We start from the raw sequence: 8408 nt of genomic DNA, 5'->3' as shown, positions 1-8408 counted from the left end.
CATCCGCCGCTGGGCGCACCCCGATCCGTTAAAGCGGCTTGTCGGCCTCGCCGCCGCGTGCGGGCTGGCCGTCGCCGCGATCGGTCTCGTCTCCGGCGGGCAGACTTTCGGAACCGGCTACGATCAGGCAAAATCGATGCTGGAGGGCCAGACGATCTCGCCGGTGTTTTTCATCGAGAAGCTCGCGGCGACCTTCCTATCGATGATTTCAGGCATTCCGGGCGGTATTTTCGCGCCATCGTTATCGGTCGGAGTCGGGTTGGGCGCAACACTCGGAACGCTCCTCGGGGCCAGTGTCGCCCTTTCGGCCCTGCTCGGCATGGCGGGTTACTTCGCCGGCGTTGTGCAGGCGCCGATGACGGCCTTCGTGATCATCATCGAGATGACCGGCAACCATCAGGCCGTCATCCCGATCATGGCGGCGTCGATGCTCGGCTACATCACCTCGCGCATGCTTTCGCCGGAACCACTTTATCACGGCCTGTCGCGCGCCTTCATCGCCGCCAGCATCCGCGCGAGACGCGCGGAGGAGCGCACGGCAAGCTAGACCTTAGACCTTATTTGCGGAAAACCTTCCAGCGGGTCGGGCGAAAACGCGTTTCGCTGCCGAGCTCGATCGGCGCATGCAGCGGCACTTCGACCTCGACGTGATAAGGCGCGTGGCCGTCATTGGCGATGTCGATTTCGGCAATCCGGGTGCCGGCAAGGCGGCGACAGGCGGTGACCTTGCCGAACAGCGCATCCGGCGCGTCGACAAGCGTCACGTCTTCCGGCCGGAAGAACAGTTCCCCTGCCCCGCTGCCGGTTTCCGCAATGCCGATCGGCTGGCCCTGGAAAAGCATGGTGCCATCCCTGACCTCGACCGGGAGCTGCGAGGACTCGCCGATGAAGGAAAAGACGAAGGGCGAGCCGGGCCGGTCATAAACGTCGTCGGCCGAGCCGACCTGCTCGATCTTGCCCTGGCTCATGACCACGACGCGGTCGGCGAGTTCCAGCGCCTCTTCCTGGTCATGGGTGACGAAGACGGTGGTGTGGCCGGTGCGGTCGTGGAATTCCCGCAGCCAGCGGCGGAGTTCCTTCCTGACTTTGGCGTCGAGTGCGCCAAACGGTTCGTCGAGCAGCAGGATGCGCGGCTCGATCGCCATGGCGCGGGCAAGCGCGACGCGCTGGCGCTGGCCGCCGGAAAGTTGGTTCGGATACCGCTTCTCGAGCCCGCCGAGCTGGACCATCTCCAGGAGTTCGGAGACCCGGCGGCGGATTTCCGTCTTCGGCGGGCGGCTGGCAGCCGGGCGGACCTTGAGGCCGAAGCCGATATTCTCGGCAACCGTCATATGCCGGAACAGCGCATAATGCTGGAAGACGAAACCGACATTGCGCTCCTGCACCGAATGGTGCGAGGCGTCCTGATCACCGAAGAAGATCTTGCCCGATGTCGGGAAATCGAGGCCGGCGATCAGCCGCAGCAGCGTCGTCTTGCCGGAACCCGACGGGCCGAGCAGCGCGATCAGCTCGCCGGAGGCGATCTTCAGCGACACGTCGTTCAGCGCCGGGAAACGATCGAATTCCTTGCGGATATTGTTGATGGTGACTTCCATCTAGCCTCAGACCTTTCAATGCCTGCCGCCGGCAGCGCCGGCACCGAACCGAAGTTCGAGAAGGGTTTTCAATGCAAGGGTGACGAGCGCCAGCAATGCCAGCAGCGACGCCACCGCGAAGGCCGCGACGAAGTTATACTCATTATAGAGTATCTCCACATGCAGCGGCATGGTGTTGGTGAGGCCGCGGATATGGCCCGAAACCACCGAGACGGCGCCGAACTCGCCCATGGCGCGGGCATTGCAGAGGAGCACGCCGTAGAGCAGGCCCCACTTGATGTTCGGCAACGTCACATACCAGAAGGTCTGCCAGCCGGATGCGCCGAGCGACAGCGCCGCTTCCTCGTCGCCGGTGCCCTGGTCCTCCATCAGCGGGATCAGTTCGCGCGCGACGAAGGGAAAGGTGACGAAGACCGTGGCGAGCACGATACCCGGCACGGCAAACAGGATGGTGATGCCGTGGCTCTTGAGGATCGGGCCGAGCAGACTGTTGGAGCCGAACAGCAGCACGTAGACCAGGCCGGAGATGACCGGCGAGATCGAGAACGGCAGATCGATCAGGGTGATCAGGAAGGATTTGCCCTTAAACTCGAACTTGGCGATCGCCCAGGCGGCGCAGAGCCCGAAGACGAGGTTGAGCGGAACGGAAATCACAGCCACCAGAAGCGTCAGGCGGATCGCTGCGGCGGCATCGGGCTCGATCAGGGCTTCGTAATATTCCACCCAACCCTTGCGGAAGGCTTCGACGAAAACGGATACCAGCGGCAGGAGCAGGAAGAAGGCGAGGAAAACCAGCGCCAGCCCGATCAGCAGGAACTTTGCGAGCGGCCGCTCGTCGGCGGGGCTCCGGAATCGCGGCGGGTTGCCGAGCGCTGCGCGGGAGACTTCAGACATTGCCGTATCTCCTGCGGTTCCAGGCCTGGATGAGGTTGATGACGAAGAGCATCACGAAGGAGATGGTCAGCATGATGGTGGCGATCGCCGTCGCACCCGCATAGTTGAACTCCTCCAGCCTGATGACGATCAGCAGCGGCGCGATCTCCGAGACGTAAGGAATGTTGCCGGCAATGAAGATGACCGAACCATATTCGCCTACGCCTCTGGCGAAGGCGAGCGCAAAACCGGTCAGGATCGCCGGCGTCAGCCCCGGCAGGATCACCTTCGAAATCGTCTGGAAGCGATTGGCGCCGAGGGTGGCTGCGGCTTCCTCCACCTCGCGGTCCAGCTCTTCCATGACCGGCTGCACCGTGCGCACCACGAAGGGAAGCCCGATGAAAACCAGTGCCACGATGATGCCGAGCGGCGTGAAAGCGATGCGGAACGGCATGAACAGCGATCCCACCCAGCCGTTCGGTGCATAGAGCGCCGCAAGCGCAATACCGGCGACCGCCGTCGGCAGTGCGAACGGCAGGTCGACGATCGCATCGATCAGCCGGCGACCGGGGAAATTGTAACGGGTCAGCACCCAGGCGACGACGGTGCCGAAAACGACGTTGAGCAGCGCGGCCACGAAGGCCGTGCCGAAGGATATATAAAGTGCGTCCAGCGTGCGCCGATCGGTCAGAACAGCGAAAAACCCGCTCCAGCCAAGCCCGGCAGTACGCCAGAGCAAGCCAGCAACGGGGATGAGGATGATCAGCGACAGGTAGGCGAGCGAAAAGCCGAGCGTCAACCCGAAACCCGGGATGATGCTCGGCCGTTTCAGTCGCCACTTTGCCGGTGAGGCAGTGGCGTTATGGATCATTGAATATTCCGACTTACTTACCGGGCTTGTAGATCTGGTCGAAAATGCCGCCGTCACCGAAATGTTCGGGCTGCGCCTTCTTCCAACCGCCGAAGATCGGATCGTCAATGGTGACGAGCTTGATGTTCGGCAGCGCCTTCAACAATTCCGGCTTTACCACATCGGGCTTCGAAGGACGATAGAAGTGCTTCGCCGCGATGTTCTGGCCCTCGTCGGAGTAGAGATACTGCAGATAGGCCTCCGCCTGCTTGCGGGTACCCTTGGAATCGACGGTGGCGTCAACGACGGCAACCGGCGGCTCTGCAAGGATCGAGATCGGCGGAACGACGATTTCAAAGGCATCCTTGCCGAATTCCTCGCCGGCGAGATAAGCCTCGTTTTCCCAGGCAAGCAGCACGTCGCCGATCTGGCGCTGCGCGAAGGTGACCGTCGAGCCGCGGGCGCCGGTGTCGAGAACCGGAGCGCGCTTGTAAAGCTCGCCGACGTAAGCCTTGATCTTGGCCTGATCGCCCTTGTATTCCTCGTTGGCCCAGGCCCAGGCGGCGAGGTAGTTCCAGCGGGCGCCACCGGAGGTCTTCGGGTTCGGCGTGACGATCGAGACGTCGCCCTTCACCAGGTCGCCCCAGTTCTTGATCCCCTTCGGATTGCCCTTGCGGACGAGGAAGACGATCGTCGACGTGTAAGGCGATGCATGGTTCGGCAGGCGGTCGCGCCAGCCGGCCTTGATCTTGCCGGACTTCTCGATCGCGTTGATGTCGCTTTCGAGCGCCAGCGTCACGACGTCGGCCTCAAGGCCGTCGATGACGGAACGGGCCTGCGCGCCGGAACCGCCGTGCGACTGGCGGATTGTCACATCCTCGCCGCCTTGAGCCTTCCAGTATTTGGCGAAGACGACGTTGAAATCCTTGTAGAGCTCGCGGGTCGGATCGTACGAGACGTTGAGAAGCTGGCTATCGGCAAAGGCCGGCGCCACGATGCCGGCCGAAATGCCGGCCGTCAAGGACAGACCGAGAGCGACGGCGCCCAAACGCGCACCTAGCCGCCAGCCCAATCCCGGGGCAAATTTGAACATGAGGTCCCTCCTGTGGTTCTGCCAAAACTCTATCGGTTGGGTCGTCTTAGTCAATCGAGGCCGGGAAGAAGGCAAAACTGTTTCCCTTTGGGGGCCCGCCACGACAAAGAAACTATTAACCCTCACTACATGGACAGAATGCCAGAGTTGGCAAAGAGGTGGTTTGCAAAATCACAATCCGGCCGTATTCGGGATTTTGAGGCGTGGGAGGAGAATTTTACGGGCGATTTGCGAGATACTAGAGGTGTCGGCTGACGTCCATCTTCTGATGGAGGATGCGGATAATATCGATCGCACTTTCGGAAAACCGATAGAAAACACAATGCGCACCGACGGAATATTTGAAATATCCTTGCCGAATATCAACCGGCCGACCGAGTTTCCGCCCTGCCGCCAATCCTTCCAGAGTTGAGATCAGTTCATCGTGGTAGCGCTCGGCCTGTTCCCAAGACCACGTTTCGACCGTGTAACCCCAAATATCCTCAAGATCCTCTTCCGCGAGTGGTGAAAGCTTATAGTCCCGGCCCTTAGCGGCCATGACGCGCTCGCATCCGCTTCAGAAATGCCTGATTATCAAAGGGTTGTGGCGAGCCAGACTCTTCACCGGCAATCAGAGCGTCCTGTAAAGCTTTGACTCGGGCCTCATGTTCTTCAAGCAGGCGCAGGCCTGCCCTGACGACATCGCTTGCGGAACCATAACGGCCGCTTTCGACCTGCGTGTCGATGAAGCTGGCGAAATGATCGCCAAGTGAGATGGATGTATTTCGAGCCATGCTGCCTCCTGCCTCGCCATTATACCAAATTTTGGTACATCGCCAAGCCGAAACCAGAGGCCTCAAGCCGTCAGCAGTTCCCTGACCGGGGCCTTGGCGTCGCCGGCGCCTTCGACGGCATCGGCGATCGTGGTGTTGAACAGCACGTCGCGGGTCGCATCCGCGACGCGGGCGAAGACGTGGCGGATTTCGCAGAGGTGTTCGCCGTCGCAATCCTCGCATTTGCGGTAGGCGGTCTGCGAGAGGCAGGGGAGCGGGGCGATCGGGCCGTCGACCAGGCGCAGGACTTCGCCGAAGGTGATGGCGTCAGCGGGCTTCAGGAGAAGATAACCGCCCTGCTTGCCGCGGCGGGAAACGACGATGCCGGAGCGTTTCAGGTCGAGCAGAATCTGTTCCAGGAATTTCTTCGGAATGCTCTGCTGGAGGGCAATCTCGGAAATCAGCATCGGCTCTTCGGGATCGGCCTGGGCCAGGGCGGCCAGGGCCCGCAGAGCGTATTTCGCTTTCTGGGATATCATCACGCAACCATCGACAATAGCGCCGCCGCAAGGTAAATAGTCCTTACGGCGCCGCTCAGTTCAGCTTCGTTCGGGGCATCCACGGGGGCGCCGGAAGGGCGCTCAGGGGCTGCATATCCGCCAGGGGAAACAAAGCCCCGGAGACATGTTCCCGCAATAGCTCAAATCACGAGAAAATACAAACCAATGCAGGGGTTTCCGGGATAAATTCGGTCACTTTTGGTTAAGGCGGCAGGTTTTCTGTGTGAGCGTCGCTTTGGAGAGATATTTGCTCCGCATCACCATGGGAAGAAACGGGTTTTCCTGTCTTTACGCGCGTGGAATCTGGATAATCCAGCAATTGCTCACGGAAGAAGACCCATGACACTGCACGACGCCGCCGGCCAGGATCGCCTAGGATTGGCCGCCACCCTCGACGCAAAGCTTGAAAGCCTTGACCTTGCCGGCCGCCTTGCGCTTGCCGCCGAGCTCGGCCGCGCCGTGTTCACCACCTCGCTCGGCATCGAGGATCAGGTGATCACAGCAGCGATCGGCACGCACCGCCTGCCGGTCGAGCTCTCGACGCTCGAAACCGGCCGGCTGTTCAAGGAAACCGTCGACCTGATCGGCGAGACCGAAGAACGCTACGGCATCGAGATCCACCGCTTCCGGCCGGAGCAGGACGACGTCGATGAATACGCGGCGAAATATGGTCTCAACGGCTTCTACGACAGCGTCGAAGCCCGCCACGCCTGCTGTCATGTGCGCAAGCTGAAGCCTCTTGCCAAGGCCTTAGCCGGCGCCGACGTCTGGATCACCGGCCTTCGCCGCGGCCAGTCGGGCAATCGCGCCACGACGCCGTTTGCGGAATACGATGCCGAGCGCAACCTGATCAAGATCAACCCGCTGGCCGACTGGGACATCGAGACGATCAACGCCCATGTGGCGTCGGAGGCGATCCCGGTCAATCCACTCCACAAGCGCGGTTATCCTTCGATCGGCTGCGAACCCTGTACCCGCGCCATCAAGCCCGGCGAGCCCGAGCGCGCCGGCCGCTGGTGGTGGGAAAACGACGAGAAGCGCGAATGCGGCCTGCATGTGCCGGAAAACGCCGCTCAACCGATCGCAGAGCCTGGCCCCCAAGCGAACTGAAGCTCTTTCTTGTTTGTTTCTAGAGACTACCCGGAGACCGAAATGCCCTTGTCAGTACAGGAAACGGAAGTGAAGAACCCGCCCGTTTCCAGACCGCCGCTCGATCCGCATCTGAAGGCCCTCGAAAACGAAGCGATCCACATCTTTCGCGAAGTGGCGGCGGAATTCGAAAAACCCGTCATGCTCTATTCGATCGGCAAGGACTCCTCCGTCCTGCTCCATCTCGCCCGCAAGGCCTTTTATCCCGGCCGCGTCCCCTTCCCGCTCTTGCATGTGGACACGACGTGGAAGTTCAAGGAGATGATCGAGTTCCGCGACCAGATCGCCGAGAAATACGATCTCGACCTTGTGGTCCACACCAATCCGCGCGGCGCCGAAGAAGGCATCTCGCCGTTCAGCCACGGTTCGGCGCTCTACACCGACATCATGAAGACCGAGGCGCTCCGCCAGGCGCTGGATGCCGGCGGCTACGACGCGGCCTTCGGTGGCGCCCGACGCGACGAGGAAGCCTCCCGCGCCAAGGAACGGATCTATTCGTTCCGCACCCCGGACCACAAATGGGACCCGCGCAACCAGCGCCCGGAACTGTGGAACGTCTATAACGGCATGGTTCGGAAAGGGGAAAGCGTGCGCGCCTTCCCGCTCTCCAACTGGACCGAGGTCGACATCTGGCGTTACATCCAGGCGGAGGACATCCCACTCGTGCCGCTCTATTACGCCGCCGAACGCCCCTATGTGGAGCGCGACGGGATGATGATCCTTGCCGAGGATCCGCGGCTTGAACTGCTACCCGGAGAAACCGTGCAGCAGGGCATGATCCGTTTCCGCACGCTCGGCTGCTTTCCGCTGACCGGCGCCATCCGCTCGACAGCCTCCAACCTCGAAGAGGTGATCGCCGAGCTCGAAATCGCCACCGTTTCCGAACGCCAGGGCCGCGCGATCGACCGCGACCAGTCCGGCTCGATGGAAAAGAAGAAGCGCGAAGGATATTTCTGAGATGACCGCTCCCGCCCAAAACGCCTCGGCGACCATCCTGCCCTTCGCAGAGCCCCTTAAGGCGGTGCGCGACACGCGCCCGCTGCGTCTCATCACCTGCGGCTCCGTCGACGACGGCAAGTCGACGCTGATCGGCCGGCTGCTCTGGGACACCAAGGCGGTCAAGGAAGACCAGGCCGCGACGCTTGCCCGCGACTCGGGCGGCCAGAACGACCTTGGCCTGCCGGACTTCGCCCTGCTGCTCGACGGCCTGCAGGCCGAACGCGAACAGGGTATCACGATCGACGTTGCCTATCGGTATTTCTCGACCGACAGGCGCTCGTTCATCGTCGCCGACACGCCCGGCCATGAGCAATATACCCGCAACATGGCGACCGGCGCCTCGACTGCCGATCTCGCCATCCTGCTTGCCGACGCCCGCGCCGGCCTTCTCGAACAGACCCGCCGGCACGCGACGATCGCCGCCCTGATGGTCAAGGTTCGCGCCACGGCGAAGTTCGACGAAACCGTCGAAATCTCCATGAATCTCGGCGTCGATCCGCGTCACGCAGACCAGATGGTCCGCGGCGTGGTCAACCT

11 protein-coding genes are annotated in these 8408 nt (G+C 61.9%); 4 read left to right on the top strand and 7 right to left on the bottom strand.

Features of this window, described 5'->3' with window-relative positions:
* The coding region (locus tag MOV61_RS26355; protein ID WP_247138704.1) for a chloride channel protein at nt 1-547 on the top strand (547 nt) is incomplete at its 5' end.
* A gap of 10 nt (nt 548-557) precedes the next feature.
* Here the strand turns inward: MOV61_RS26355 and MOV61_RS26350 are convergent.
* From MOV61_RS26350 to MOV61_RS26320, 7 genes are all read right to left on the bottom strand, one after another.
* Nucleotides 558-1595, bottom strand: a complete 1038-nt coding sequence (locus MOV61_RS26350) for a sulfate/molybdate ABC transporter ATP-binding protein (protein WP_247138703.1) — start codon at nt 1593-1595, stop codon at nt 558-560.
* 15 nt (nt 1596-1610) lie between these two features.
* Nucleotides 1611-2489, bottom strand: coding sequence for a sulfate ABC transporter permease subunit CysW (cysW, locus tag MOV61_RS26345; RefSeq protein ID WP_247138702.1), 879 nt, complete (start codon nt 2487-2489; stop codon nt 1611-1613).
* On the bottom strand, nt 2482-3339 hold the full coding sequence (gene cysT, locus MOV61_RS26340; protein WP_038540790.1) for a sulfate ABC transporter permease subunit CysT: 858 nt from the start codon (nt 3337-3339) through the stop codon (nt 2482-2484). The genes cysW and cysT overlap by 8 nt, the downstream gene beginning before the upstream one ends.
* A gap of 13 nt (nt 3340-3352) precedes the next feature.
* Nucleotides 3353-4411 carry a sulfate ABC transporter substrate-binding protein gene (locus MOV61_RS26335; RefSeq protein ID WP_247138701.1) on the bottom strand — a complete coding sequence of 353 codons (1059 nt, stop codon included), beginning with the start codon at nt 4409-4411 and terminating at the stop codon, nt 3353-3355.
* A gap of 238 nt (nt 4412-4649) precedes the next feature.
* Entirely contained in the window at nt 4650-4949 is a 300-nt protein-coding gene (locus MOV61_RS26330) for a type II toxin-antitoxin system RelE/ParE family toxin (RefSeq protein ID WP_038540785.1), read from the bottom strand.
* The gene (locus MOV61_RS26325; RefSeq protein WP_247138700.1) at nt 4939-5184 is read right to left on the bottom strand and encodes a type II toxin-antitoxin system ParD family antitoxin; all 246 of its coding nucleotides are present in this window, start codon (nt 5182-5184) and stop codon (nt 4939-4941) included. Before MOV61_RS26325 ends, MOV61_RS26330 begins: the two co-directional genes overlap by 11 nt.
* Before the next feature lie 62 nt (nt 5185-5246).
* Complete coding sequence (locus tag MOV61_RS26320) at nt 5247-5702, bottom strand: Rrf2 family transcriptional regulator (protein ID WP_247138699.1); 456 nt, start codon at nt 5700-5702, stop codon at nt 5247-5249.
* Between the two features lie 360 nt (nt 5703-6062).
* Between MOV61_RS26320 and MOV61_RS26315 the strand changes: the two genes are divergently transcribed.
* The 3 genes from MOV61_RS26315 to MOV61_RS26305 form a co-directional block, all read left to right on the top strand.
* Nucleotides 6063-6833: a phosphoadenylyl-sulfate reductase gene (locus MOV61_RS26315; RefSeq protein ID WP_247138698.1), complete on the top strand. Its 771-nt coding sequence runs from the start codon at nt 6063-6065 to the stop codon at nt 6831-6833.
* A 42-nt stretch (nt 6834-6875) separates the two neighbouring features.
* Nucleotides 6876-7829, top strand: coding sequence for a sulfate adenylyltransferase subunit CysD (gene cysD / locus MOV61_RS26310; RefSeq protein ID WP_105432736.1), 954 nt, complete (start codon nt 6876-6878; stop codon nt 7827-7829).
* 1 nt (nt 7830) lies between these two features.
* Nucleotides 7831-8408, top strand: a 578-nt coding sequence (locus MOV61_RS26305; protein WP_247138697.1) for a GTP-binding protein, incomplete at its 3' end; no start/stop codon positions are given.

Origin of the sequence: Neorhizobium sp. BETTINA12A, from assembly GCF_023006485.1 — a bacterium.
In the GTDB taxonomy this organism is placed as follows: Bacteria; Pseudomonadota; Alphaproteobacteria; order Rhizobiales; family Rhizobiaceae; genus Neorhizobium.
The sequence above is the reverse complement of the archived record's forward strand: the minus strand, read 5'-3'. Positions and strand labels throughout refer to the sequence as shown.

Excerpts from the sequence above, each read along its gene's own strand:
- MOV61_RS26350 (WP_247138703.1), bottom strand. The coding sequence starts at position 1,595 with ATGGAAGTCACCATCAACAATATCCGCAAGGAATTCGATCGTTTCCCG.
- cysW (WP_247138702.1), bottom strand. The coding sequence starts at position 2,489 with ATGTCTGAAGTCTCCCGCGCAGCGCTCGGCAACCCGCCGCGATTCCGG.
- cysT (WP_038540790.1), bottom strand. The coding sequence starts at position 3,339 with ATGATCCATAACGCCACTGCCTCACCGGCAAAGTGGCGACTGAAACGG.
- MOV61_RS26335 (WP_247138701.1), bottom strand. The coding sequence starts at position 4,411 with ATGTTCAAATTTGCCCCGGGATTGGGCTGGCGGCTAGGTGCGCGTTTG.
- MOV61_RS26330 (WP_038540785.1), bottom strand. The coding sequence starts at position 4,949 with ATGGCCGCTAAGGGCCGGGACTATAAGCTTTCACCACTCGCGGAAGAG.
- MOV61_RS26325 (WP_247138700.1), bottom strand. The coding sequence starts at position 5,184 with ATGGCTCGAAATACATCCATCTCACTTGGCGATCATTTCGCCAGCTTC.
- MOV61_RS26320 (WP_247138699.1), bottom strand. The coding sequence starts at position 5,702 with ATGATATCCCAGAAAGCGAAATACGCTCTGCGGGCCCTGGCCGCCCTG.
- MOV61_RS26315 (WP_247138698.1), top strand. The coding sequence starts at position 6,063 with ATGACACTGCACGACGCCGCCGGCCAGGATCGCCTAGGATTGGCCGCC.
- cysD (WP_105432736.1), top strand. The coding sequence starts at position 6,876 with ATGCCCTTGTCAGTACAGGAAACGGAAGTGAAGAACCCGCCCGTTTCC.